Raw genomic sequence first — 24,454 nt, 5'->3', positions numbered from 1 at the left:
GAGTCCCCTTCCCGTACACCGATCTCTCCAAACAGAGCGGGCTGTTCTCCCCCCTGAAAGGGGGGAGTTAGAGGGGGGGTCCGCTGCGCTTTCAGCAATGCAACTTCCGTCCAGATTCGCTCTGCCACTGCCTCACGGGACTCATCAATGTCGGACACCGGAATCCGCAACACCGAGATGCCCCGCGCCATCAGGAATGCATCCCGCACCTCATCACTGTGCGCATCATGCCAAGGCCCATCTACTTCCACAGCGAACTTCAGTGCCGCGCAATAATAGTCGAGAAAATAAGGCCCGACGGGATGTTGCCGCCTGAACGATGCGCCCAATTTGCCAGCGCGCAGATAGAGCCAGAGCTTGTACTCGGTCGCGCTCACTTCGCGCCGAAGCATACGGGCGCGCTCTGTTTTCCTCGGAGTGCGAGCGAACTTGGGCATGACGCGAGATTATCGTCATCACATTCAGGTTGCGAGTCCGGATTGACCCCCACCCAACCTCCCCCTTGCAGGGGGAGGAGTCCCTTTCCCGGGCACCGATCTCTCAAAACAGAGCGGGGTCTGGCGCCATGAACTGGATGCGGTTTTCCCTCACCTCGGCCCTCCTCCTCACCGGCCTCTTCCTGTTGGGGAACGGCATGTACATGAAGGCCAAGGCGCAGCTCAGCCAGGTGCTGCTCAGCCACGCATGGGAGAAGACGCTGCAAGGCTCAGCCGATGCCCGCCCGTGGCCGTGGGCCGATGTGACGGTCGTCGCGAAGCTGCAACTCCCGCGGCTGCACGCCTCAGCCATGGTCCTCACAGGCACCAGCGGCGAGGCGCTCGCCTTCGGCCCCGGCCTGATGGCCGGCTCAGCCGCGCCGGGCCAGCCGGGCCTGACGCTGCTTGCGGGCCACCGCGACAGCCATTTCGCCTTCCTGCAGCACGCCCGCATCGGCGACGCGATAAGCCTCACAGGGCCGGACGGCACGCCTTATACCTACACGCTGACTGAAACCCGCATCGTCGACGAGGATGCCAGCTTCCTTACCCCCGGGGGCACCGGCACGGCCACACTCGCCCTGACCACCTGCTATCCCTTCGGCGGAATGACACCCACGCGGCAGCGCTTCGTTGCCATCGCTACGCTGGATGACTCGGGCGCGCTTCCGCACTAGCCTCGCCAAAAAGACGAGGAAACGGCAATGACACCCACCACACTTTACGACGGCTTTGCCTTTATCGAAGGCCCGCGCTGGCACGATGGCGCGCTCTGGTTTTCCGACATGCATGATGACAGCGTCTGGAGCGCCGCGCCCGGCAAGGCGCCGGAGAAGATGGCGGATGTTCCGGCCTATCCCTCAGGCCTCGGCTGGCTGCCGGATGGGCGTTTGCTGGTGGTTTCGATGATGGACAAGCAGGTGTTGCGGCAGGAGGCCAGCGGCGCACTGGTGCCGTTCGCAGACCTTTCCGCTATTGCCGCCCGGCGCACCAATGACATGGTCGTCTCCTCCACGGGCCATGCCTGGGTCGGCAATTTCGGGTTCGATTTCGACACGGGCGAAGCGCCGGCCCCGGCCGCGCTCGCGGGCATCGCGCCGGACGGCACGGTGACAAAGGCTGCCGAGGGGCTGCTCTTTCCGAACGGCATGGTGATCACGCCGGATGGCAAGACACTTATCGTGGCTGAGACGTTTGGCGCGAAGCTCACCGCCTTCGATATTGGAAGCGACAATACACTCTCCAACAAACGCGACTGGGCCGCACTGCCGGAAGGGGCGGTGCCGGATGGCATATGCCTCGATGCGGAAGGCGCAGTCTGGGCGGCTTCGCCCACGACCGGCACCTGCATTCGGCTGGAGGAAGGCGGCGCAGTCCTGCAGACCGTCACGACGGGTCGCCAGACCATCGCCTGCGCGCTCGGTGGGCCTGACGGCACGACACTCTACCTGTCGACCGCCGAAACCACGCATCGCGTGAAGTGCCAAGCCCTGCGCTCGGCGCGCATCGAAACGGTGCAGGTGAAAGTGCCCGGAACGCCGACGTACTGAAACAGAAAGACCCGCCAGCTGTCAGGCTGGCGGGTCTTGTTGGTGTTCAAGCCCTTCCGGTTCAGGCGCCGTCGCGATCCCAGAAGCGCAGCTTGGCGATCTCGGAGGCGAAGCCCTTGATGCTTGCGGCCGTGCCCAGCTCGACACAGCCGTCATCCATATGGTCGGCCATGCCGATGGCTTCGAAGAGCTTCATAGAATCCGGTGTGTAGCCGATATATTTGTAGTGTGCGAAGGCATCATTGAGGAAGTCCTTGGCCAGTGGCTTCGTCGCCATGTCGTCGGCACACTCCTCGGTCAGCATCAGTGCCACCGCGTCGAACAGGACCGATGGCCCGCCATCGATCTTCTCGTCGGCGGGAACGTGCGTGCCGTCATCAAGGTCCACGCCATTGATGGTCGGCGCCACGACGGCCACCATGCCGCCGGCCTTCTCGACCGCGTCTTTGAGCGCATTGAACGAGTCCGCCGATGCGTCATCGCACAGGAACACGCCAAGCTTGCGGCCTGCAAAGCTCTTCGGCGGGTTCTTGAGCATGCTGAGCGCGTCGGAGGCAGGCAGGTCCTGCATCGTCGGACGGGCGGCCTTCATGGCCATGGGCGTCTTGATGCCGAGGCCCTCGGCCACCGTATCGGCGAGGCCCTTGTCAATGTTGACAAGGTGAGCCACCATCCGCTCACGGATTTCGGCCTTCTCGACCTTGCTCAGCTCGAACACGAGCGCGTCGCCCATATGGGCCTGCTCGACCTCGGTCTGGCTGATATAGAACTGGCGCGCCTGACTGTAATGGTCAGCGAAGGATTCAGGCCGCAAGGCCTCCTTCTTGCCGTCGATGGGCTCGGCGAAATGCTGGTAGCCATTGTCCGGATCTTCGCGCGGGCCGCCATCCTTGGTGCCCCAGCTATTCGGCTCGTAATTGGCGCGACCGACAGGGTTCTTCATGGCCATGTGGCCGTCCTGCTGGAAGGTGCGCATGGGGCATTTGGGGGCGTTGATCGGGATATGCGTGAAGTTCGGTCCGCCGAGGCGTTTGATCTGCGTATCGAGATAGGAGAAGTTGCGCCCCTGCAGCAGCGGGTCGTCGGAAAAGCCGATGCCCGGCACCACGTTGCCCGTGCAGAAGGCGACCTGCTCGGTCTCGGCGAAGAAATTGTCGACGCGGCGGTCGAGCACCATCCGGCCGATGATACGGACGGGAATTTCCTCTTCGGGGATCAGCTTGGTTGCATCGCGCACGTCGAAGGCAAACTTGTCGGCAAAGGCATCGTCGAAAATCTGGACGCCGAGTTCCCATTCCGGGAAGTCGCCCATCTCGATGGCGTTCCAGAGGTCGCGGCGGTGGAAGTCCGGGTCGGCGCCGTTGATCTTGACCGCCTCGTTCCAGACGACCGACTGCATGCCCATCTTGGGCTTCCAGTGGAACTTCACGAACGAGGATTTGCCCTTTGAGTTGATCAGGCGGAACGTGTGGACGCCGAAGCCTTCCATGAAGCGCAGCGAGCGCGGGATGGTCCGGTCCGACATGATCCACATGACCATGTGCATCGCTTCGGGCGAGAGGGAGATGAAGTCCCAGAAATTGTCATGCGCCGTCTGCGCCTGCGGGAAGCCGCGATCCGGCTCGGCCTTGGCGGAGTGGATCAGGTCCGGGAATTTCATCGCGTCCTGGATGAAGAAGACGGGGATATTGTTGCCGACGAGATCCCAGTTGCCTTCATCGGTGTAGAATTTGACCGCAAAGCCGCGCACGTCGCGCGCAAGGTCCGGCGAGCCCTTGTTGCCGGCGACGGTGGAGAAGCGCGTGAACAGCGGCACTTTCTTGCCGGTTTCGGTCAGCACCTTGGCGCTGGTGAATTCCTCAAGGCTGTCGGTCAGCTCGAAGAAGCCATGGGCCGCATAGCCGCGTGCGTGGACCACGCGCTCCGGGATGCGCTCATGGTCGAAGTGGAACATCTTTTCGCGGAAGTGGAAGTCGTCCATCAGCATCGGGCCGGGCGTTCCGGCCTTCAAATGGTTCTGGTCGTCGCGGACAGGCACACCCTGCTGGGTCGTCATGGCTTCGTAGCCGTCCTTGGTGGTCTGATGGGGCGCACCGCCCTTGTCGAGGGGGGCTCCGGGCTTCATCGGCATGGGGAAATCCTTTCGCTGGAAAAGGCGGCGCAGGGCGGGCCGCATCTCTCAGCTACGCCGCCCCAAGGCTTTCGTTGCACGCTTCATGGGAAAATCGGCAAAGCCATAACCTAAGTTAAAACAAAGGCTTCGGTGGCGCGATTCATGGCCGGGTTGTAATGAAACGGGGACGATTCTGGAGCGGGTACACGGGATCGAACCGAGATAGCTAGCTTGGAAGGCTAGTGCATTACCATTATGCTATACCCGCGCCTGACGCGTCGCTCGACCATAACACAAACAGTGGTGGAGGGGACAGGATTCGAACCTGTGTACGCTATGCGGGCAGATTTACAGTCTGCTGCCTTTAACCACTCGGCCACCCCTCCAAGGGCTGCCTGCGACTTACGATAATTGACGCCGTCGCCCCGAACCGCCTAAAGGCACGTCAATTACGTGCCCTCATCCGCTTCAGGAGACGGCCTTATAGGGACGAACGAAATGGCGCGCAACCATCCAAAACGCCGAAACACACAAGCGCCTGCCGGAGCGGACGGATCGCCGCGCCCACGGCAGGACCGCCCGCGCGAGCGCAGTGGCGGCGGGGACGGCGAAGGCTGGCTGTGGGGCACCCATGCGGTGACCGCTGCGCTGGCCAATCCGTCGCGCACGCTGCACAAGCTGCTGGCGACCGAAAACGCGGCGGCGCGGCTGGGCGCGGCCCGAATCACGCCGGAAATCATCCTCGGCAAGGACCTCGACAACCGCCTGCCCGCTGGCGCGGTGCATCAGGGCCTGGCGCTGAAGGCCGCGCCGCTGAACCCGGCGAGCCTGGAAGACCTGATTGACCGGGGCATCAGCCATATCTGCGTGCTCGACCAGGTGTCAGACCCCCATAACCTGGGCGCGATTTACCGTTCTGCGGCCGCTTTCGGGTTTCAGGGCCTTGTTTTGCAGACCCGCCATGCGCCGCCGGTGACCGGTGTTGTGGCCAAGAGCGCGGCGGGGGCTGTGGAAACCGTGGCCGAGGCGCGGGTGGTCAATATTGCCCGGGCGCTGGAGCAGCTGGCCGACGCGGGCTATCACACGGTGGGCCTTGCCGGGGAAGGCCGCCGCAGCCTCGCCGATGCGGTCGCGGGCACGGCAAAGCTCGCCATCGTGATGGGCGCCGAGGGATCGGGCCTGCGCCCGGCCGTGGCCAAGGCCTGCGCCGAGCTGGCGCGCATCCCGATTGCCCCGGAAATGGAAAGCCTGAACGTGTCCAATGCTGCCGCAATTGCATTTTACGAAGCGAGTCGGGATCGTTTCCCAGCCGCGTGACACTCTGCTAGGGTTAACGCGATGAATCGCCAATCGGGAGCGCGCGATGCTTAGACTTATCTCCATTCTCCTTCTGCTGGGTGGCATAGCGGCCGCTGTGTTTGGCGGCGCCGCTGTCATGAACAAATATGGCCCGCCTCAGAGCATGGACATGGCGACCGAGAGCGCGCCGGCCACCATGGAGGAGATGGCCGAAGCGCCCATGCCGGAAGCGGTTGAGGCGGCGCCGGCGCCCGAACTGGCCATGGAACCCGAACCTGAGGCTATGGAAGCGGCGCCGGAAGCGATGGCGAAAGCCGCGCCCGAGGCCATGGACGACGCGCCGATGGCATCGGCCCCCGCCCCCGAAACGCGCTCCATGTCGACTTCGCGTTCGCTGTCGCCGCCGATCACCGCCGATGACGAGACGGCCAGTGTCGCCTCCGTTCAGGATGCGTTCGACGAGGCGGGCGACGTGGCCGAGGAGGCTTTCGCCGACATAGGCGACGCGGCCGATGCGGTGGCTGAAGCCGCTGGCGTTGCGGCCCCGCCGCCGCCTTCGAAGTCCCATGCCGAGGCTTTCATGGAGAGCCTGCAGACCGTTCCGGTGGCGCACGAGACCCCCAGGACGGCCGAATACAAGCGCGCCTTTGATGTGACCCTCGCCCTTGATGCGACGGGCGACGACACGGCGGTCGATGCCCTGCCGAACCGGGGCGGCAATATCGTGACCGGCGAGGCCAAGGTGTCCGAGCGGGTCGAAGCCCGCCTCAGTGGCGCGAATTTCGAGATTGTCGAAATGTCGCCCGGCATCCAGAAACTGTCGCCGCTGACCGAGAATGTGTGGCGCTGGTCGGTGATGCCGCTGTCGGCCGGCGACCATGACCTCGTGTTCGAGATCTATGCCATAGATCAGGATTCGGTGGTGCCGCTGCGCACGTTCCGCGACACGGTGACGGTGCAGGTGTCGGGCCTCAACCGGGCGATTGCCTTTGCCGACCAGGCCAACCCGCTGTTCGTGCTGCTGGGCGGTCTCGGCTCAGCCATTGCCGGCCTGCTTGGCGCGGTGAAATTCTTCGGGCGGCGCTAGGCGCTCAGCACTTGCCCGCAAGGCATTGCTGGAGATCCGAGGCACAGCCGCGGGCGCCTTTTTCCTGCGCATCGGACATGCCGTCCTGCACGCGCACGACGACCGGGGCCCCGGAGCGCCATTCGACTCCGTAGAGATGGCCGATGGCGCGTGCCTTCAGGCAGGCTGCGGCGGTGTGCACGCATTCGTCGCCCGTGCGGATGCGGCAAACCTCTGGCTGCGTGATGATATTATGATTGGCGGCAGGCACCTGGCTGGTGAGGGGCGCAGGCGCAGGTTCGACGACGCGGGACGTTTCCGACGCCGGAATGAGCACCTTGTCCGTGCTGCCGACCGCTGGCTGCGCAATAGCAGGCAGCATGGCCAAGCCAAGGCTGGCCACGCTTGCCAGGATCATCCCTGTTGCGCGAATCTGCATCTACACTTGCCCCTGTAACGGCACATTACTGATACGACATATCGTTTTCATGTACCACTCCATAAGGACAATCTCGCGGGGAATAGCATTCGATGCCTTGCTGAAATGCAGGGCTAGTCTGACGTCGGGGCGCTTTGACATCGGTCTCAAAGGAGGCTTTGTGGTGAATACATGACGAACACAACCGAGACACCGCTCACACTCGCCGCTGCGCAGGACTTCCTGCGGGCCCAATCGGCCCGTATTGCCGTCGATCCGATGACCAATTCGGTCTTCGCGCTGGCCCAGTCGCTGTTCCAGGATATCGAGGCAGGCCGCACCAGTATCAATGAGCTGTCGCGCTTTGCCGGCGACCTGCACCTGACGCTGATCAGCGAGCGCGCGGACCGGTTCCGCGAGCAGCATTATGACGCCGACGCCAAGGCGGCCTGGGCCGATGTGCGCGGCATGCTGGAAGTGCTGGCCGAAGAGGGCTTTGACGCGTTCAAGGCCAGCGTCGAGCAGAATACCGGCGGCATCGTGTTCACCGCCCACCCGACCTTTGCCCTTTCCCGGGCCCTTCGGCAGGCCTTCACCGCGCATGTGACGCGGCCCAACAAGTCCACCCGCGCGGCGCTGCTGAAACATATCCGCGAGGATAGCCGCGAGTGGAACAAGGGCATCAACCTGAACGGCGAGCATGACGAAGTGCAGGAGGCCCTGCTGAACGCCGCCGGAGCGCAGCAAGTGTACGCGAGCGTCATTCTTGATGTCGCGCGTACGGCCTTCCCGGACCAGTGGCGCGCGTTGCGGCCCTTCCTGCCGACGCTGGCAAGCTGGGTCGGCTATGATCTTGACGGGCGCACCGATATTCACTGGTCGCAATCGCTGACCTTCCGCCTGCGCGAGAAGGCCGACCAGCTCGCCCGCTATGGCGAGCGGCTGGAGACCATGTCGGGCAGCGCCAAGATCGGGCCGCTCGCGCGCCTGATCGTGCGCCTGCGCGGGGCGGCCAAGGAGACGGCCGGCGACGCCAAGCTGTTTGACCAGGACCTGACCGATCCGGAGAAACTGGTCGCTGCTGCCAATGCGCTAAGCAATCACAGCAAGCGCATGATCCTCGATGCGACCGAGATCACCGCCGTGCTGGATGACGTGATCCCGGACGCCGATGACGCGCTGGCCGCGAACCTTATCGCCTTCCGGGCGGAAGTGGAGTCGCTCCAGCTCGGCACGGCGCGCATTCACTTGCGGGTCAATGCTGCGCAGGTGCGTACCGTCATCAACCGCGACCTTGGGCTTGAGACCGAGGACCGCCAGCTTGGCCGTCTCGCGCTCGCGCAGCTGTCGCAGAAGGCACGCAATTCCAAGCCGGTGGACGTGAACTTCGCCGACCTCTTCCTTGAGCAGTCGACCGCGCGGCGCCAGTTCATGATGTGCGCGCAGATCCTGAAGCATATCGATTCCGGTTCGGTGATCCGCTTCCTCATCGCCGAGAGCGAGAACCCGGCCACCGTGATGGGTGCGCTCTACCTCGCCCGGCAATATGGTGTGGCCGACAAGCTCGACATCTCGCCGCTGTTCGAGACGCCGGAGGCGCTGGAGACAGGCGGCCGCTTCATCGAGCGCCTGCTCGAGGAGCCGGAATTCCTGCGCTATGTGAAGGAGCGCGGCTATCTGTCGATCCAGCTTGGCTTTTCCGATGCCGGGCGTTTCATCGGGCAGGTCGCCGCCGACATGGCGATCGAGCGCATCCATAACCTGATCGCCCGCGCGCTGGCCGCGAAGAAGGCCGACGTGGCGCTACTGATCTTCAACACGCATGGCGAGTCCATGGGACGCGGCGCCTGGCCCGGCACCTTCGGCCAGCGGTTTGACCATGTGCTGACGCCGTGGACGCGCAATGGCGCAGCGGCGCGCAAGCTGCCCCTGATGCACGAGGTCAGCTTCCAGGGCGGGGATGGCTTCCTGCACTTTGCCAATCCGGTGATGGCCGAGACGACCTATGCGGCCTGGTGCCGGCGCTCGCTGTCGCTGCCGCCGGACACGTCGAAAGACCCTTTCTATACGCGCACCGACCTTGTGTGGGATTTCTACCGGTCCCTCAGGGCCTGGCATGAGCGCCTGTTCGTTAATCCTGACTATGGCCGACTTCTGGGCGACTTTGCCGCCGGGCTGGTGGTGAAAGCCGGGTCGCGGCAGAAGCGCCGCACGGGCGGGCCGACCGGTCCGCGCGCGCTGCGGGCGATCTCGCACAATGCGACGCTGCAGCAGCTCGGCATTCCGGCGAATACGGCGGCAGGCATCGGCTCGTCGCTGCAGCGCGAGAATGACCGGCTGGTGGAGCTGATCAATACGAGCCCGCGCATGCACAGCCTCATCCTGCTGGCGCTGAATGCCCGCGTGGTGACCAGCCTGCCGGCGCTGCGGGCCTATGCCAATGTGTTTGACCCGTCGGTCTGGATTGCCAATTCACGCATGGTCGATCCGGAACGGGCCGGCGCCTATCGCGCCGTCTATTACGGCCTGCGCGATGACGAGACGGCGATCTCGATCAACCGGATTGCCAACCTCCTGTCGATCGACCTTGGCCGTTTCGACCGCCTTCTGGCCCAGCTCGACGATGCGCCCTCGCCAGAGGAGCGCCATGAGGGCCGGCTCGACCTGCACGCGCTGCATGCCATCCGGCAGGCGCTGATGATGCACGCTTTCGTTCTGGTGGGGCAATTGCCTCGCATTTCCGAGCGCCACGATGCCAGTACGCGCGACCTGCTGCGCATGGTTCTGGACATGCAGATCGGCGATGCGGTGGACATGCTGGTGAAGATCTTCCCGCGCGGGCGGGACGAGGATACGCCGTTCAAGGAGCTGACCGAGCCGGGCAGCGAGGCGAAGTCAAACGCCTATGGCTATGACCGCATCCATCGCAACATCATCGGCCCGCTTGGCGAGATCGACCGCGCCCTGCACGGCATCAGCCTTGCGATCACCCATGCGTACCGGGCGTTCGGCTAGGCGCTGCATTAAACTCCCGTCATTGTACAGATAGTCGCGACGGACGCGGCGGCCGCGCTCGTTAGAGGTGTGTTGTACAGTACAGGAGACACGCCATGGCCCCATCCCTTATCCTCAAGGCCGCCTGCCTCGGCGCGCTGGCGCTCGCTGGCGCCGCTAATGCCTCGGCAGGCGACTGGCGGCTCAATCCGAAACTCTGCCCGGACATCGTGAAGGAACGGCTCGACGAGCGCGTGTCTTCCGCCCGGCCGGACAGGCCGGATGACATTGACCATATGCGGCAGGTGAATTGCCCGGCCTCGGCCTGGACCTACACGCCCTCAAAGGACGAAAAGTTCAAGGACGGCCCGCGCATCTATACCGGCTCGTCGATCGTCTATGTCGGCTTTGGCGGCTATTACCAGCTGCCGCCCGCGCAGCCCGGCCAGAGCCACGCCCAGCCTTCGCGCATCAAGATCGTGTCCCGCTAAGGGACTCCCCGGAACCGCCGCCGTCGTTTCCTCCCTCCCTGGCGGCGAGGGCCCGTCATGCCGGGATGGTCCCCCCGGCATGGCGGGTCTACCCTTACGCAGCGGCGCGACGTGACATCTTCACACCCTCTCCTAACGTCATCCCTTCCATTGACGCTTACGTGCGCGTAAACCTGCGCCAAGCAATCAATATTGATGCAAACCGGGAGAAACCCACATGGCTGAAGCCTATATTATCGACGCCTGCCGCACACCGCGCGGCATTGGCAAAGTTGGCAAGGGCGCCCTTGCTCACATCCACCCGCAGCAGCTGGCAGCCACCGTGCTGAAAGCCCTCGCCGAGCGCAACAAGCTCGACACGGCCACCGTGGACGACATCATCTGGGGCACATCGAGCCAGCGCGGCGCACAAGGCGCCGACCTTGGCCGCATGGCTGCACTCGATGCCGGTTATGACGTGAAGGCCTCCGGCGTCACGCTCGACCGTTTCTGCGGCTCGGGCATCACGTCTGTCTCGCTGGCCGCTGCGCAGGTCATGTCGGGCATGGAAGACTGCGTCATCGCAGGCGGCACGGAGATGATGAGCTACACGGCTGCCTCTGCCGACCCGAAAACACCGCCTGTCATGGATGCCGGCAACACGCGCCTGCGCGCCAGCCACCCGCAGACCCAGCAAGGCGTTTGCGCCGATGCGATCGCCACGCTGGAAGGCATCGACCGCGAAGCGCTCGACCGCCTGGCCTATGTCAGCCAGCAGCGCGCGGCCCGCGCCATCGAGGAAGGCCGTTTCGACAAGTCTGTCGTGCCGGTTTACAATGAAGACGGCACACTCGCCCTCGACCATGAAGAATTCCCGCGTCCGTCGACCACGATGGAAACGCTGGGCGGCCTGAAAACCGTGTTCAACATGTACATGGACATCCCGGTCGACGACCAGGGCAACACGTATGGTAACCTCCTGACACGGAAATACCCGCAGCTCGAAGGCAAGATGAACCATGTTCACCATGCCGGTAACTCGTCCGGTGTTGTCGACGGTGCAGCCTGCCTGCTGATCACGTCGAAGGAATATGCGGATGCACATGGCCTGAAGCCACGTGCCCGCATCGTCGCTACGGCGAACATGGGCGACGACCCGACCCTGATGCTCAACGCACCGGTGCCTGCGGCGAAGAAAGTGCTCGAGAAAGCCGGCCTGACCAAGGACGACATCGACGTCTACGAAATCAACGAGGCCTTCTCGGTCGTTGCCGAGAAGTTCATCCGCGATCTCGACCTTGACCGTGAGAAAGTGAACATCAATGGCGGCGCCATGGCCCTTGGCCACCCGATCGGCGCAACCGGTTCGATCCTCATCGGCACCGCGCTGGACGAGCTTGAGCGCTCCGGCGGCCGTTATGGCCTGATCACGATGTGTGCCGCTGGCGGCATGGCCCCGGCCATCATCATCGAACGCATCTAGGCTTTTACGCCGGACTGAATTTGAGCCCGCTCCCGGCCACCGGGGGCGGGCTTTTTCGTGCGCGCTGTTTGCCGGGGCCGATTGCCAACGGTGCAGCCACCTGCCACAATTTGACGGTGCCAGCCGCAGGTCCATCCATGTCCCACTCCTCTCACGCCCTGCAACCGCGCTGTGCCGGGTACCAGACATGGGAAACGGAGACGGCCGCCGGACTAAGCGCGCTGGTGACGACCGATCCGCAGGCGCCCGCGCTCGAAACCTTCTACACAGCCTATGACGCGGCCTTCGTGTTGCCCTCGGAAAAGGAAGACCTGGAGGGCTTCCGCGACTGCCTGGCGCTGAATGGCAGGGCACCCTACCAGCGGCTGGAGAAGCGCTACGGCGCGTTCCGCGAGCTGGTCATCCTGCTGCAGCAGGGCGATGGCAAGGTGCTCGGCGGCGCGAATTTCATCGCGCTGAGCGGGGCGGACGCGATCACGGTCAACCTGAACTATATCTTTGTTGCCCGGGAGGCGCGGGGCGCCGGCCATTTTCGGCGGCTGATGGCGCTGGTGGAGCGCGAAGCGCGCGCGGCCTTCGTGGCGCCGGCGTCGCTGCCGGTTCTGATCTTCATCGAGCAGAATGACCCGCTTCGCCTTGACCCGGAGAGCTATGCGCTCGACAGCGCCCATTCGGGCCTCGACCAGTATGACCGTCTGCGCATCTGGCGCCACCTCGGCGCGCGGCTGGTGGACCTGGACTATCTGCAACCGGCCCTTTCGCCCGATCAGGAGCCCGACACGGGCCTCCTCTATGGCGTGCTCGGCGCATCGGGCAACAGCCTGCCGGCCTGCCTGCTGGCGCGGCACTTGAGACAGTTCTTCGGCATTTCCGTCCTCAAGGGCCGCAAGATTGAAGATGACGCCGACGCCCTTCGACAGGTGTCGGCGCTCGATGCGCGTTGCCAGCGCGGCGAACGTATCGCGCTGATCGACCCCGGCGCAGCACTTGCGCAGGGCGCGCCGGGGCGAACCGACCAGTCCTTTCTTGACCTTGCCCGCCGGGCGGCCGCGTCGGCCGCGAGCGAACGATGACGACGATCTCGCTTGGACAGATGCCGAAGGGCTACCAGGCGAACGAGCCGCAATCGGTCTACTGGACGCTGTCGCTCTATGTCGACCGCGACAACCTGAAGGACATCCTGGGATTTCATCCGCAGCCCGAGCATTACCGCGCCGTGCAGATGGCCTCCAGCGACAGCCTGGAACTGCGCAACGCGATGGAGCCGCTGTTCAATGACATAGCCGACCGCGAGCGCGAGGGCCGGGTCGATGATATCCTCCTTGCAGCTTCGACGCCGCGCCAGGGGGAAACGATTGCGATCACGGCGCCAGGCCAGATCGAATGGGAAACGGAGGGCAGTGTCTTCTGCGCCTCGCCGCCCGGCCTCGACACGCCGCGAGCGGTGGACTTCCGGCGCTTCTGGTACAGCCATCTCGATGGTGCGGTGAGCTATCACCTTTCCTTCCGCATCGCCTATGAGCACACGCCGGCTGACTTCTACTTCCTCTCCCTGCTGCAAAAGGCAGCAGCGCCCAAGGAATTCTCCCGCAACAATGCCCATTCGCTCGAGAAGGGAAAGGCCCGCAGCCGGCGCCCCACCGATGCGCGCCTGACGGGCGTCCAGCCACTCGACGAGATGCTGGTCAGCGATACGGACGTCAAGGACGCCCGCTTCTGGCACTTCGTCAAACGGCGTTTCGAAGCCGACGCGCGCGCGCTGATACCCCGCCTGCAGCGCGCCGGGCACGGCCAGTCCGTCGAGCCGGACCCGGCGCACGCGCCGCCTTTCTGGGACAAATACCTGAACCCGCCCCTGAGCCTTGAATCCATCCAGTTCGAGACGCTGGTGGTACACAGCCCTTTCATAGAAGTACCGGGACTGGAGATGCCGCTGGCACGCTTCATGTTCTTCTTCAATGACGAGACGCTTTTCGAGCGCCTGATGCCGCCGCTTTCTGAAGGGGAGACGGCCCGCGCACCCCGTTCGCTGATGTGTCAGGAGCGGTGCTACGTGCGCTATCCCGCCAAGATCGAGGAACTTGTCGAAAAGGGCCGCCACCACAATCCGCCGCGCGTCGACATGGACAGGGACTATTGGGACTGGCTGGCGAGCGACAAGTACACGGATGAAGAGTTCAATCGGCTGAAGACGACACGCCCGGCCATGCAGGACAAGGCCCGGACCGACTGCCTGCATTATCTTTTCATGGCGGGCTTCTGCCAGAACATCATCGACTTCATGAACCAGGATGCGTCCGAAGTGCAGGACAGCCTGGACCCGGTTTACCCCACGAATGACCGCCAGGACGAGGAGAGCTTCTTCGTGCGCTTTGCCAATCCGCGTGCGCTGGTGACGTTCGTCAAACGCTCGCGCAGCCTCGACACCGGCAATGACTATATCGGCACCTGTCCCTATGCCTTCCTCATTCACGTCGCGGCGCTGCACAATGAATATCTCGCCCGGCAATACGAAATGTCGACGTTCAGCCTGATCAAGGATGTCCAGAAGCTGAACAGCAAACGACGCCTGAAAAAGGCGGCCGACACGTTCTACCGGTTCCGGACGGGGCCTTTCGCCAATTATGGCCGGTTCCGCTATCGCAACATTTTTCGCTACGACACCGAAGGCGATGTATTCGAAGCGCTGGACAAGCGGCGCGGAACGGTGCGGCGCGACGAATACCTTGAGGGCCTTGTCGCGAACATGGAGAGCCAGACCCGCGACCTGGAGGCCCGTATCACCAAGGAGGATGAAGGCCGGGTGAACCTTGCGCTTGGCGCCCTCGGCTTTTTCGGGCTGCTGCAGCTTGTGTTCAGCGTGGCGGATATTTTCACGCCCTCCGGCGAAACCCCGGCGCGATTCACCGTGGATGGCATGCCGCCGTTCCTTCACGCGGCCCAGTCCGAACACACACTGGGCGACCAGCTGACCTATCTGGGCCTTTACCTGTCGGCGCTGGCAACGGTGGGCCTGATCGTGTTCGTGTGCGTCATTCTGGTGTTCCGGATTCTGCGAAGGTAGCCGGACTTGCCGATTCCGCCGTGCGGCCTAGTGTGCGGCAAAGCCAAAGGGGACTGCCATGAAGACAATGATCTCGACCGCCGCGTCGCTGGGCGCGCTGATACTTGTCGCTGCCTGCGCGAGCGCGCCGACGCTTGATGCTGATCCGGCGCCTGCCTTCGATGCGGATTTCCCGCCTTCGCTCGTGGAGCTGAATTTCCAAAGCCATGGCGACCGGCTGAACGGGCATGCCTATCTGGCCGACGGGCCGGGGCCGCACCCGACCGTGGTGCTGCTGCACGGCTTTCCCGGCAATGAGCGCAACCTGGACCTGGCGCAGGACCTGCGCAGCGACGGGTTCAACGTCCTGTTCTTCCACTATCGCGGCGCCTGGGGCAGCGAAGGCACGTACAGTTTCACACATGTGATCGAGGATGTTGCGGCGGCGACGGATTACCTGCGCGCCAATGCCGGGGCGCTGCGCACCGATCCGGACAAGCTGATCCTTGTCGGCCATTCCATGGGCGGCTTTGCGGCGCTGGAGGCGGCGGCGCGGGACGAAACGATTGCCTGCGTGGCGGGCATCGCACCGGCCAATATGGGGCCGCTTGCGGATGCGCCGGCGGAGCGGACGGACGGCTTTGCGGCCTATGCCGACACGATGCAAATGCTGGCGGGCCTGACCGGGGAGAACGCGATTGCCGAGGTGAAAGCGAACCGCGAGGCCTTCGACACACGCCTGCTGGCGCCGAAGCTCGTTGGCAAATCCGTGCTGATTATTGGTGGCGACAAGGACACGTCCGTCCCGGTCGACAGCGTTATCGCGCCTCTGGTCGCGGCCTATGAAGCCGAGCCGGGCATCGACCTGACAGCCATGATCCTCTCCGGCGACCACTCGTTTTCATGGTCACGCCAGGAACTGATCGACGAAGTGGTCGGCTGGGCGGAGGGGTGCCGCTAGGCCCTAGTTCGGGTGTTTCTCGTCTTCGTGGCCGTTCCAGAAGCGTTTGATGCGGCCGAGGAAGCCTTCGCTCTCGGGGTGGCAGTCGGCGCCGGAACAGTCGCAGAATTCGCGCAGGATCTCTTTCTGCCGGGCTGACAGGTTCTGCGGCGTCTCGACGAACATCTCGACATAGAGGTCGCCTGTCTGGGCCGACGAGCGCACCGAGGGCATGCCCTTGTTGCGCAGGCGCAGCTTGCGGCCGGTCTGGGCACCTTCGGGGATGGCAACGCGGGCGCGGCCACCATCAATGGTCGGGATTTCGATTTCGCCGCCGAGGGCGGCCGTGGCCATGGGCACGGGCGCGCGGCAATAGAGGTTAGGCCCGTCGCGCTCGAAGATGTCATGTTCGACCACGTCGACGAAGATGTAGAGGTCGCCCTTGCCGCCGCCCGCCGTACCGGCTTCGCCTTCACCCGAGAGGCGGATGCGCATGCCGCTTTCGACGCCTGCGGGGATTTTTACCGAGAGCTGGCGCTCTTCGCGGACCTGGCCGGCGCCGCCGCATTCCTTGCAGGGCTTGCGGATGACCTTGCCCTTGCCGGAACAGCGCGGGCAGGTGCGCTCCATGGTGAAGAAGCCCTGCTGCGCGCGGACGCGGCCATGGCCGTCACACATGTCGCATTGTTCGGGCGTGCTGCCCTGCGCAGCGCCTGTGCCCGAACAGGGCTTGCACGGCACGGCCTGGGGCACGTGAATGGTTTCGTCCTTGCCGAAATAGGCTTCGGCCAGCGTGATCTCGAGATCGTAGCGCAGGTCTGCGCCGCGCTGGGGGCCGCCGCGGCGGCGCCCGCCGCCGAAACCGCCCGCGCCAAAGACCTGGCTGAACAGGTCCTGGAAAATGTCTTCGGGGTTGCCGCCGCCCTGGCCGAACGGGTTTCCACCCGGGCCGCCATTCTCGAAGGCGGCATGGCCGTAGCGGTCATAGGCGGCGCGCTTGTTGGCATCACACAGGATGCCATAGGCCTCGCCCACTTCCTTGAACTGGGCTTCCGCTTCCGGATTCCCCTGATTCTGGTCAGGGTGGTACTTCATCGCCAGCTTGCGATAGGCGGATTTCAGCTGTTTTTCGTCTGCGTCGCGTGCAACGCCAAGTACTTCATAATAGTCACGTTTTGCCATGATCTACTGCCGTCTTCCCGAATTCCCTGTCGTGCGCAGTCATGTGGGGCGAAGTGGCCCTGCCCGCAAGGGATAGCTGCAGATTGTGCGTAGCTTAACTGGACCCCGGGCCGAAGGCGGTGATGCCTTTTTCGACCACGGAGGGGCCTGATGACTGGATCTGCATCACGGCCAGGCCGCGCTGCGATGTGCCATCGATACGGAAGCGGAAGAGGCCATTGACGCCCATGAAGCCGTCAGGATCGGTCACGCCATTATAGCGGATATTGTCATCTGCCGCGAGGCGGACGGAAAGCGCCGCCGCGTCATAGGCCACAGCGGCCAGATCAGTGGGGTTGCGGCCGTAAATGCGTCTGTAGGTCTGCTTGAAGCCAGCGAGGTTTGACGGATCCGGCGCGGCATAGACACCGCCCGCAAGGGTCGGCTCGCGCCAGATGCTGGAATCGTCCCACAGGCTGGTGCCCATCAGCATGACATTCTGCATGGGGGCGCCATTGTAGGGCAGCAGCGGGGCCACGGAGAGCAGCTTCACGCCGCGTTCCGGGATCATCACGCCGACCTTGCCACCGCCGCCCTGAGCTTTCAGCACGCTGGCCACCTGACGAGCGGCAGACGTGCCACCGTCGGACGGATCATAGAAGGCGGATGAGGCCACAACACCGCCCTGCTGGGCTGCCTGGTAGCGCATGGCGGCTTCGACCTGCTTGCCATATTCGCTGTTCGGGCCGAGGAAGACGAAGGTGCGTACGCCGCGCGAGGCAGCGTATTCCATCACGCGCGTGACCTCCTCTTCCGGAGAGATCGAGGCAAGATAGGCGCCGCCGCCAGCGGCCGTGCGATCGTTCGAGAAGGCAATGACGGGAACCTGCTTCTTGCTGGCTTCCGGCTTGATCGCTTTCACATTGGCGCCGAACAGGGGCCCGAGAATGATATCGGCGCCTTCCTTCAGGGACTCGTCGAGGCGGGCCTCGGTGACCGACTGCTTGCCGGCGGTATCTTTCGGCATGATCAGGAAATTGTCGCCCGCGTATTCGAACAGGGCCAATTCGATACCGGCCAGCATGCTTTCAGCCTCGGCGCGGACCTGCGCATTGGGGTGCGAGAACGGTAGCAGCACGGCGGCGCGTTTGACATCGCGGCCTTCCATGAAGGGCGGCGTGAGGCCCCCATCGCCACGGACAGGCCGCTGTGGGTTGAGTTCATTCAGCCGGGCATCGTCGATTCCGCGTGATGGCATCGGCTCGCCGGTGACCGGATCGACGCGCGGTTCGCCGGTGCCGATCTGGACTGGCGGGCGGGCCGGCGCTGTGGCACAGGCCGTTGCCAGAAGGAGGGAAGCCAGAACAAGGCTTGGCGCTTTGAGCTTCCTGAGCAATGGTTGAAGCAATGTCATCTCCTGATCCTTCTGAGCCCGAAGCGATTCACGCCTTAGGCGACTCTACGGGCAGCCACCGCGCCGGGCAACCGGCGCAGACACTTCATCCCGGCCTTTATGTTGTCTCCACCCCCATCGGCAACCTGCGGGACATCACGCTGAGGGCGCTGGATGTCCTGTCTGGTGTCGAGGAAGTGCTGGCCGAAGACACGCGCGTGGCCGGAAAACTGATGTCTGCCTATGGGCTTAGGGTGAAGCTGAGCCCGTACCATGACCACAATGGGGCGGAACGGCGACCGGGCCTGATTTCCCGCATGCAGGCGGGGGCGAAAATCGCGCTGATTTCAGATGCGGGGACGCCGCTTGTGTCCGATCCGGGCTGGAAACTGGCGCATGATGCGCTGGAACAAGGCGTGCGTGTTTTCCCTATACCGGGCGCATCGGCCATGCTGGCGGGGCTTGTGGCCAGCGGCCTGCCGAGCGACCAGTTCCTGTTTGCGGGCTTCCTGCCGCCCAAGAGTGGCGCCCGCCGGGCCGCCGCGGAGGCTTTAAGGACCGTTCCGGGGACATTGATCTTCTATGAGAGCGGGCCACGCCTCGCCGCATCGCTGGAAGACCTGGCCGTGGCGCTGGGTGGCAACCGGCAGGCCGCCGTGGCGCGTGAGCTGACCAAGCTGTTCGAGGAGACGCGCCGGGGCACGCTGGCCGAGCTGGCCGCGCATTATGCCGGGGCCGGGCCGCCGCGCGGCGAAATCGTGCTGCTGGTCGGGCCGCCGCTGGACACCGAGATCTCGCAGGAAAACCTGGACGCGGCCCTGCTGGACGCGCTGAAGGACCAGCCGACCAAGGCCGCGGCCAATGCCGTGGCCGACGCGCTGGGCCTGCCTAAGCGTGATGTCTACCAGCGGGCGCTGCAACTGAAAGCCAATGGCTGAGGGCGCGCGGCAGCGGGCTGAACGGCGCGGACGCGCCGCCGAGACGCGCGCGGCGCTGTGGCTGCGCCTCAAGGGCTATCGCATTCTGGAGACACGGCTGCGCATGCCGGTCGGCGGAAGTGGACCTGATCGCGCTGCAGCCCGGCCCCCTGCCCGTGCTTACGCGTGATGCGTGATGGCCGCGGGTGGCGTAGAGGCTATTCCGGTACCGGCTCGGGCTTCGGTACCGGGTCGGCCTCGGGCGGCTCCTGCTGGATCGACACGAGATAGGCCAGCATCACGTCCGCCCCCAATGGGCCGAACACGAAATCGGGCATCATCGGGTGTCCGACATGGATACCCGCCTGAAAATCCTGGGACAGTGTATAAGGATTGTACTGCGCAAGGATGTAACGCAGCGGCGGCGGGTCCTCCGGGCGGATTTTCGGATCATTATCAAGCGCGTGGCAATTGGAGCATTGCGCCTCTGCAATCTGGCGACCGTCGGCGATCGACTGGGCGTCTGTCGCGATGGGCTCCAGTAAGGGGAGTCCGCTCTCGCTGTCATAGCAGGCGGTCACGAAGAGCGGGGCGATCAGGGCAGAAGCCAGTAGAACTGGCTTGAACAGTCGATGGAGCATGCCGGTTTGCCTTTACTGATTGGACGCCGATCTTGAATACGTCTTGCTCATGTTGACCACCTGTGCCGTCATCACCTTTGATCCTGATCAAGGCGGCCAAAAATCCGACTGCGCGGCACATGAACAATGCCTTCACCCTGCCGTAATCAAATTTCATGTAGACTTTCGCTCATGATTCGATCCACAGGCTGACATGGCTAGATCCCCTGCCCCAAACGGGCCGCGCACGATAAAAGTGCCGCGCCCTCCGATTTTCACGCTGCCCACGACCGTGCGCGGCTGGATCATCCTTGTCGTGCTGGGCGTGTTGCTCGCCGTGGGCGGTTTTGCCTTCTATAAGTGGCAGTCGCTGTATTTCGGCATGCCGAAACTGCCAGACACGGCCGAACTGTGGGAGACGCACCGCGAACCCGCGATGGAATTCGTCGATCGGGATGGCAATACGGTGGCCGTGCGCGGCCCCCGTTATGGCCGCGCCACCAATGTCGCCGCCCTGCCCGCCTATGTGCCGCAGGCCTTCATCGCCGCCGAGGACAAGCGCTTTTACGAGCATGACGGCGCAGACGATGCCGCGATTGCCCGCGCCGCCTTTTCCAACCTGCGCGCGGGGGAGACCGTATCCGGCGCCTCGACCATCACGCAGCAGCTGATCAAGAATCTCGTGCTCGACAATCGCCAGACGCTGAAGCGCAAGGCGCAGGAAATGAAGCTCGCCCGCGAACTGGAGAAACAGCTGAGCAAGGACGAAATCCTGTCGCTTTACCTGAACCGGGTGTATTTCGGCGCGGGCCTCTATGGGATCGACGCGGCGGCGCGCAATTATTTCGGCAAGCCACCGGAAAAGCTGGAAATCCAGGAGGCGGCGCTGCTCGCCACGCTGCCCAAGGCGCCCTCGAAACTGAACCTGCGCGAGAACCTCGCCGGGGCCCGCGAGCGCCAGCAATATGTCCTGGCGGAAATGCTGGATCAGGGCTTCATCACCAAGGAACAGGCGAAAGTCGCCCGCGAAGCCGATGTGAAGATCATCGACGCGCCGACCTATGACCCGCAGATGGGCTATGTGATCGACGCCTCCGCCGAGCGGGTGAAGGCCATGCTGCCGAAACTGCCGGGCGACCTTGTGGTGACGGTCTCCATCGACACCAAGATGCAGGAAGCCATCGAGAAGATGCTGATCGCGCGCATGGCCAAGGACGGCAAGGCGCAGGGCGCAAGCCAGGTGGGCGCGCTGGTGATGGGCAAGGATGGCCGCGTGATCGCCATGGTGGGCGGCACGGACTATGCGACATCCGAATTCAACCGCGTGACTCAGGCGAAACGCCAGCCGGGATCAAGCTTCAAGCCCTTCGTTTATGCTGCCGCACTGGAAGACGGATTCTCGCCCTATGACGTGATGGTGGACAAGCCGGTCACGATCGACAAGTGGCAGCCGACCAATTATGGCGGCGGCTATCTCGGCCCGATGACGCTGAGCGAGGCGCTGACGCGCTCGACCAATACGGTTGCCGCGCAGCTGGCGCAGGAGAGCAGCGAAGAGCGCGTGATTGCGCTGGCCAAACGCTTCGGCATGACCAGCGACATGGAGCCTTTCCCGTCGATCGCGCTGGGCAGCCAGGCGGTGACCATGTGGGAACTGGTGCGCGCATTCGGCGCCTTCCAGTCCGGCGGACTGCGCATGGACCCGTACCTGATCGACAAGATCGAGGATTCCCGCGGCATGGTGCTGTACCAGCGCCCGGATTATGAGCGCGAGCGCGTGTATCCCTATGACCTGGCAGAGGACATGAACGCCATGATGGCCCGCGTGGTGAACGCGCCCATCGGCACGGGCGGACGCGCACGGATCAAGAACTGGACCGTGGCCGGCAAGACGGGCACGTCGCAGGACTGGCGCGATGCCTGGTTTGTTGGCTTCACGGCGGCCTATGTCGGCGCGGTCTGGGTGGGCAATGACGATGACAGCCCGATGAAGCGCGTGACCGGCGGCGGCCTTCCGGCGGACCTCTGGTCGGACATGATGGAACTGGTGCATGCGGGCAAGCCGCCGGAAAGCCTGATCGGCGCCGAGAACGGCATGGTGATCAGCGAAGCGGCCGAGCAGCGCATCTCGTTCTATCGCGGCCTGAGCCAGGCGTTCAGCGTGGCGGCGGCCAACCGGGCAGCAGGCGTGTCAGCGCCGCAGTAAGTGCGGGCTTTTCAGGGCGCTTCATTCCGCCTAACAGGCTGACGGATGGATACTGATGTTCTTGAAACCCTGAAGCTCGCCCTTGATGGCGGTGGTGTAACCGTGCCGGAAACGGGGGACGTGCTGTTCCTGCGGGCTGAACCCGGCCCGGCGATTCCGCTTTTGCCGAAAGACCGGCTGACCTGCCAGCAGACGTTCAAGCCGCCTTATGAAGCGCTGGCCGCGATGGGCCTGACCCTTTTGCCGGCCGGCACGGAGACGTTCACGCCGGCTGAGCTGACGCTGATCCTGCCGCCGCGCCAGAAGGATGAGGCCCGCGGCCTATATGCGCGCGCGATGCTGTCGGCGCCGGAGGGCGGCGTCGTGCTGGCCTGCCTGCCAAACACGCTGGGCGCGAAGACCGCCGAGAAGACGCTGGGCGAGATTGCCGGCGAGACCGAGAGCCTGAGCAAGCACAAGTGCCGGGCCTTCTGGGCACGCAAGGACAGCGCGACCTTCAACAAGACGCTTGCCGAAGCCTGGGTCGCGGCTGACCAGCCGCAACCTGTGGCCGATGGCGCGATGTGGAGCCGGCCGGGCCTCTTCTCGTGGGACCGCGTGGATGCAGGATCCGAACTGCTGGCCGAGTGCATTCCGGAAGACATCAAGGGCATGGGCGCCGACTTTGGCGCGGGCCAGGGATACCTTTCGAAAGAAGTGCTGTCGCATTGCCCGAAGGTGACACACATTGACCTTTACGAGGCCGAGCACCGCGCGATCGCCTGCGCCGAGAAAACGCTCGAAGGCTTTGAGAATGTCACGATCAGCTGGGCCGACGTGACACGCGACGTGTCTGAGACGCGCTATGATTTCGTGATGATGAACCCGCCCTTCCATGTGGGTCGTGCCGATGCGGCGAACCTTGGCCAGTCATTCATCCAGGCAGCCTCGCGCGCGCTGAAGCCGGGCGGCAGTCTCTACATGGTGGCCAACCGCCACCTGCCCTATGAGGCGACGATCAAGGCCTGCTTCAAGCAGTTCGAGATCATCGAAGATGCCGGCGGCTACAAGATCATCCGCGCGGACCGGCCGAAGCGCCAGAAATGAAAGACATCCGTGCGCTAACAAAGTATCTCGCCGGCCTCGGCTATGGCAGCCGCAAGGAGGTTGAGAATGCCGTGCGGCGTGGGCGCATCGGGGGCATTGAGGCGGGTGGCAAGAATCTGGCGCCGCCTTTCGAGGGCGTGACCTTTGACGGCGAACCGCTGGACCCGCCGCCCGGCATGGTGATCCTGATGAACAAGCCGGCGGGCTATACGTGCTCGCGCGCCGATGGCGGTCAGCTGATCTATGAATTGCTGCCGCCGCGCTACCTGGCGCGCACGCCAGCGCTGTCGACCGTGGGGCGCCTGGATGCAGCGACGACGGGCGTCTTGCTATTCACCGATGACGGACAATTTTTGCACAAGCTGATTTCGCCGAAATCGGAGATACCGAAAGTGTACGAGGCGACGCTCGCCCGGCCGTTGGAGGGGCACGAGGGCGAGGCCTTTGCCAGTGGCACGCTCATGCTGCGCGGCGAGGACAAGCCGCTGAAACCGGCCGGACTGGATGTGACCGGCGAGCGCAGTGCGCACGTCACGCTCACCGAAGGCCGCTACCACCAGGTGCGCCGCATGTTCGCCGCTGTCGGCAACCATGTGGAGGCGCTGCACCGCGCCCAGTTCGGCCCGCTGACGCTCGAAGGCCTCGCCGAGGGCGAATGGCGGATATTGGGCGCGGATGATATTGCACAGCTAGGCTAACGAAGCATCGGCCTCCGCCAGGCGACGAACAGTGGCTTTGCTTGCACCCGGGCCGGGGCGGGTGAGGATGTCGGCGCGGGTGAGGCGGCGGCCGTTGCGGGATGTGGGGGCGAGCGGCTGGAGGGGCTTGCCGGTGGCGCGCTCCAGCAGCAGGACGGGCTCGTTGCCGGGGCCGTAGACATGCTCATTGCCCCACTGGTGTAGCGCCAGCAGCACCGGGTGGAGGGACTCGCCCTTTGCCGTTAGCCGGTAGGCATAGCGCGTGCCGTTTTCGCCCACGTCTTCGCGAGCGAGGATGCCCTCATTGACGAGCACATCCAAGCGGTCACTCAGCACGTTCTTGGCGATGCCCGTGTTGCGCTGGATCTCGCTGAAACGCGTGGCGCCGTAGAAGGCCTCCCGGATGACGAGCCATGTCCAGTTGTCGCCGAAAATGTTCAGGACACCCGCAATCGGGCAAGTGTGCGTGTGGCGTTTGGCCATGAGCGGCTCCTTCTATTCAGCTACGATATATTGGTTGC

21 protein-coding genes, 2 tRNA genes and 1 pseudogene are annotated in these 24,454 nt (G+C 64.2%); 15 read left to right on the top strand and 9 right to left on the bottom strand.

The genetic code is table 11. The annotated features are described in order from the left end of the window. Positions 1-113: 113 nt before the first annotated feature. Positions 114-437 (bottom strand): annotated as a pseudogene (locus tag HY30_RS20670) (endonuclease domain-containing protein); the annotation flags it as partial. Positions 438-565: 128 nt separating this feature from the next. Here HY30_RS20670 and HY30_RS08350 point away from each other — a divergent pair. Continuing rightward, on the top strand, positions 566-1,153 hold the full coding sequence (locus HY30_RS08350; protein WP_081812129.1) for a class GN sortase: 588 nt from the start codon (positions 566-568) through the stop codon (positions 1,151-1,153). 27 nt (positions 1,154-1,180) lie between these two features. Further along, positions 1,181-2,026 carry an SMP-30/gluconolactonase/LRE family protein gene (locus tag HY30_RS08345; RefSeq protein WP_034738947.1) on the top strand — a complete coding sequence of 282 codons (846 nt, stop codon included), beginning with the start codon at positions 1,181-1,183 and terminating at the stop codon, positions 2,024-2,026. A 61-nt stretch (positions 2,027-2,087) separates the two neighbouring features. Here HY30_RS08345 and HY30_RS08340 read toward each other — a convergent pair whose 3' ends face one another. From HY30_RS08340 to HY30_RS08330, 3 genes are all read right to left on the bottom strand, one after another. Further along, entirely contained in the window at positions 2,088-4,157 is a 2,070-nt protein-coding gene (locus HY30_RS08340) for a catalase (RefSeq protein WP_034739166.1), read from the bottom strand. A gap of 176 nt (positions 4,158-4,333) precedes the next feature. After that, positions 4,334-4,407: transfer RNA gene (locus HY30_RS08335), tRNA-Gly, on the bottom strand. 33 nt (positions 4,408-4,440) lie between these two features. Beyond that, positions 4,441-4,525, bottom strand: a tRNA-Tyr gene (locus HY30_RS08330). 112 nt (positions 4,526-4,637) lie between these two features. Between HY30_RS08330 and HY30_RS08325 the strand changes: the two genes are divergently transcribed. Together HY30_RS08325 and HY30_RS08320 are read left to right on the top strand one after the other, a co-directional pair. Further along, positions 4,638-5,456: a TrmH family RNA methyltransferase gene (locus HY30_RS08325; protein ID WP_034738945.1), complete on the top strand. Its 819-nt coding sequence runs from the start codon at positions 4,638-4,640 to the stop codon at positions 5,454-5,456. 46 nt (positions 5,457-5,502) lie between these two features. After that, positions 5,503-6,525, top strand: coding sequence for a hypothetical protein (locus HY30_RS08320; protein WP_034738943.1), 1,023 nt, complete (start codon positions 5,503-5,505; stop codon positions 6,523-6,525). A 4-nt stretch (positions 6,526-6,529) separates the two neighbouring features. Here HY30_RS08320 and HY30_RS08315 read toward each other — a convergent pair whose 3' ends face one another. After that, positions 6,530-6,943 (bottom strand): hypothetical protein, encoded by a 414-nt coding sequence (locus HY30_RS08315; protein WP_034738941.1) that lies wholly within the window; start codon positions 6,941-6,943, stop codon positions 6,530-6,532. Positions 6,944-7,114: 171 nt separating this feature from the next. Here HY30_RS08315 and HY30_RS08310 point away from each other — a divergent pair, with 171 nt between their 5' ends. The 6 genes from HY30_RS08310 (at position 7,115) to HY30_RS08285 (ending at position 15,873) form a co-directional block, all read left to right on the top strand. Next, entirely contained in the window at positions 7,115-9,937 is a 2,823-nt protein-coding gene (locus tag HY30_RS08310; RefSeq protein ID WP_034738939.1) for a phosphoenolpyruvate carboxylase, read from the top strand. 95 nt (positions 9,938-10,032) lie between these two features. Beyond that, on the top strand, positions 10,033-10,407 hold the full coding sequence (locus HY30_RS08305; RefSeq protein WP_034738938.1) for a hypothetical protein: 375 nt from the start codon (positions 10,033-10,035) through the stop codon (positions 10,405-10,407). A 217-nt stretch (positions 10,408-10,624) separates the two neighbouring features. Continuing rightward, a complete protein-coding gene (locus tag HY30_RS08300; protein ID WP_034738935.1) occupies positions 10,625-11,869 on the top strand; it encodes an acetyl-CoA C-acetyltransferase in 1,245 nt (414 codons plus the stop codon). Between the two features lie 137 nt (positions 11,870-12,006). Then, entirely contained in the window at positions 12,007-12,942 is a 936-nt protein-coding gene (locus HY30_RS08295) for a hypothetical protein (RefSeq protein ID WP_155839280.1), read from the top strand. Continuing rightward, positions 12,939-14,933 carry a hypothetical protein gene (locus HY30_RS08290; RefSeq protein WP_034738932.1) on the top strand — a complete coding sequence of 665 codons (1,995 nt, stop codon included), beginning with the start codon at positions 12,939-12,941 and terminating at the stop codon, positions 14,931-14,933. Before HY30_RS08295 ends, HY30_RS08290 begins: the two co-directional genes overlap by 4 nt. 58 nt (positions 14,934-14,991) lie before the next feature. After that, positions 14,992-15,873 carry an alpha/beta hydrolase family protein gene (locus HY30_RS08285; protein ID WP_051615113.1) on the top strand — a complete coding sequence of 294 codons (882 nt, stop codon included), beginning with the start codon at positions 14,992-14,994 and terminating at the stop codon, positions 15,871-15,873. 3 nt (positions 15,874-15,876) lie between these two features. On the opposite strand, the gene dnaJ is transcribed toward HY30_RS08285, so the two are convergent. Both dnaJ and HY30_RS08275 read right to left on the bottom strand, forming a co-directional pair. Continuing rightward, on the bottom strand, positions 15,877-17,034 hold the full coding sequence (gene dnaJ, locus HY30_RS08280) for a molecular chaperone DnaJ (protein ID WP_034738930.1): 1,158 nt from the start codon (positions 17,032-17,034) through the stop codon (positions 15,877-15,879). A 94-nt stretch (positions 17,035-17,128) separates the two neighbouring features. Next, positions 17,129-18,427: a penicillin-binding protein activator gene (locus HY30_RS08275; protein WP_081812128.1), complete on the bottom strand. Its 1,299-nt coding sequence runs from the start codon at positions 18,425-18,427 to the stop codon at positions 17,129-17,131. On the opposite strand from HY30_RS08275, the gene rsmI reads away from it, so the two are divergent. After that, the gene (gene rsmI, locus HY30_RS08270; protein ID WP_199286281.1) at positions 18,421-19,344 is read left to right on the top strand and encodes a 16S rRNA (cytidine(1402)-2'-O)-methyltransferase; all 924 of its coding nucleotides are present in this window, start codon (positions 18,421-18,423) and stop codon (positions 19,342-19,344) included. The two genes, HY30_RS08275 and rsmI, sit on opposite strands and share 7 nt — an antisense overlap. Further along, complete coding sequence (locus HY30_RS20180; RefSeq protein WP_162176907.1) at positions 19,337-19,513, top strand: PDDEXK family nuclease; 177 nt, start codon at positions 19,337-19,339, stop codon at positions 19,511-19,513. Before rsmI ends, HY30_RS20180 begins: the two co-directional genes overlap by 8 nt. A gap of 28 nt (positions 19,514-19,541) precedes the next feature. Here the strand turns inward: HY30_RS20180 and HY30_RS19210 are convergent, their stop codons facing one another. Next, entirely contained in the window at positions 19,542-19,964 is a 423-nt protein-coding gene (locus tag HY30_RS19210; RefSeq protein ID WP_051615110.1) for a c-type cytochrome, read from the bottom strand. Positions 19,965-20,157: 193 nt separating this feature from the next. Here HY30_RS19210 and HY30_RS08260 point away from each other — a divergent pair, with 193 nt between their 5' ends. From HY30_RS08260 to HY30_RS08250, 3 genes are read left to right on the top strand one after another with little or no spacing between them, the layout of a single operon-like run. Next, positions 20,158-22,149 carry a transglycosylase domain-containing protein gene (locus HY30_RS08260; protein ID WP_081812127.1) on the top strand — a complete coding sequence of 664 codons (1,992 nt, stop codon included), beginning with the start codon at positions 20,158-20,160 and terminating at the stop codon, positions 22,147-22,149. A gap of 45 nt (positions 22,150-22,194) precedes the next feature. Then, positions 22,195-23,235 (top strand): class I SAM-dependent methyltransferase, encoded by a 1,041-nt coding sequence (locus tag HY30_RS08255; protein ID WP_034738922.1) that lies wholly within the window; start codon positions 22,195-22,197, stop codon positions 23,233-23,235. Further along, the gene (locus tag HY30_RS08250; protein ID WP_034738921.1) at positions 23,232-23,933 is read left to right on the top strand and encodes a pseudouridine synthase; all 702 of its coding nucleotides are present in this window, start codon (positions 23,232-23,234) and stop codon (positions 23,931-23,933) included. The genes HY30_RS08255 and HY30_RS08250 overlap by 4 nt, the downstream gene beginning before the upstream one ends. On the opposite strand, the gene HY30_RS08245 is transcribed toward HY30_RS08250, so the two are convergent. Beyond that, positions 23,925-24,416 carry a winged helix-turn-helix transcriptional regulator gene (locus tag HY30_RS08245; RefSeq protein WP_034738919.1) on the bottom strand — a complete coding sequence of 164 codons (492 nt, stop codon included), beginning with the start codon at positions 24,414-24,416 and terminating at the stop codon, positions 23,925-23,927. The genes HY30_RS08250 and HY30_RS08245 overlap by 9 nt on opposite strands. Positions 24,417-24,454 lie beyond the last annotated feature (38 nt).

Origin of the sequence: Hyphomonas chukchiensis (assembly GCF_000682695.1) — a bacterium.
Classification (GTDB): Bacteria; Pseudomonadota; Alphaproteobacteria; order Caulobacterales; family Hyphomonadaceae; genus Hyphomonas; species Hyphomonas chukchiensis.
This window is presented reverse-complemented; position numbering and strand designations above follow the sequence as displayed.